1 protein-coding gene is annotated in these 1,503 nt (G+C 68.8%); it reads left to right on the top strand.

Annotated features, from left to right (window positions below; all coding sequences use genetic code 11):
• Nucleotides 1-70: 70 nt before the first annotated feature.
• Nucleotides 71-1,503: SulP family inorganic anion transporter (locus tag RR928_RS24335; RefSeq protein WP_332684637.1), on the top strand; the 1,433-nt coding region annotated here is incomplete at its 3' end.

The raw sequence follows: 1,503 nt of genomic DNA, 5'->3' as shown, positions 1-1,503 counted from the left end.
GGCCCTTGCTCGCTGCCCCCATGCTGGGCCGCGCCGATTTCGAGCCTGCTCGCCCTGAGCCTTCATCCTTATGGCCACCCCCTTGCTGACCCGTCTGCGCGCCGAATGGGCGCCGAGCATTCCGCGTGAACTGCTGGCCGGCGCGGTCGCGACGTTTGCGCTGATTCCCGAAGTCATCGCGTTCTCGTTTGTCGCCGGCGTCGATCCGGCCGTGGGGCTTTACGCGTCGTTCGTGATCAGCATCGTCATCGCTTTCGCGGGCGCGCGCCCGGCGATGGTGTCGGCGGCCGCGGGCTCGGTGGCACTCGTTGCCGCGCCGCTGGTGGCTTCGCATGGCCTGTCGTATCTGCTGGCCGCGGGCCTGCTTGCGGGCCTGGTGCAGATCCTGTTCGGCTGGCTGCGCATGGGGCTGCTGGTGCGCTTTGTCTCGAGCTCGGTGCGCACCGGCTTTGTCAACGCGCTGGCCATCCTGATCTTCAGCGCCCAGCTGCCCCATCTGGAGAAGGCCAACGGCGCGGGCTGGGCGCTGCTGGCGCTGGGGCTGGCGCTGATCTACGGCCTGCCGTGGATGGCGCGCCGCCTGAACTTCGCGGCGCTGGCCGCCATTCCTTCACCGCTGATCTGCGTGCTGGTGCTGACGCTGCTGGCCGCGGGCCTGGGCCTGCCGGTGGCAACCGTCGCCGATCTGGGCCATCTGCCCGATGCGCTGCCGTCGTTCGGCCTGCCCGACGTGCCACTGGTCTGGGACACGCTGCGCATCATCTTGCTGCCGGCCATTGCCATTGCCATGGTGGGCCTGCTCGAGTCGGTGCTCACCGCGGCCGTGGTCGATGAAATGACCAATACGCCCAGCGACAAGAACCGCGAATGCACGGGCCTGGGCCTGGCGAATGTCGCGGCCAGCTGCTTTGGCGGCATCGCGGGCTGCGGCATGATAGGCCAGGCCGTGGGCAATGTGACCTATGGCGGGCGCGGCCGGCTGTCGACGCTGTTTGCGGGCGTGTTCCTGCTGCTGCTGATCGTGCTGCTCAAGCCCTGGGTGGCGCTGGTGCCGGTCGTGGCGCTGGTGGCCATCATGGTCACGGTGTCGGTGGCCACGTTCAACTGGGCCAGCATAGGCGAGATCGCACGCCATCCCAAGACTTCGACGACGGTGATGCTGGCCACGGTGGTGCTGACGCTGATCACGCACAACCTGGCCGTGGGCGTGGCCGTGGGCGTGCTGCTCAGCGGCGTGTTCTTCATGGCCAAGGTGTCGCAGCTGCTGCAGGTGCGCAGCGCAGACGACAGCACCGGGACGCGCACCTGGACGGTTTCGGGCCAGGTGTTCTTTGCCTCGGCCGATGCGCTGGTCGACGCGTTCGACGTGCGCGGCGCCGAAGGGCGCGCGGTGCGCATCGATGCCAGCGGCGCGCAGTTCTGGGACATCACCGCCGTGGCCGCGCTGGAGAAAGTCGTGCAGCGGCTGCGCGCGCATGGCTGCGCTGTCGAAGTCACGGGGCT

The organism is Comamonas sp. (assembly GCF_036666375.1).
Taxonomy (GTDB): Bacteria; Pseudomonadota; Gammaproteobacteria; order Burkholderiales; family Burkholderiaceae_C; genus Comamonas.
This window is presented reverse-complemented; position numbering and strand designations above follow the sequence as displayed.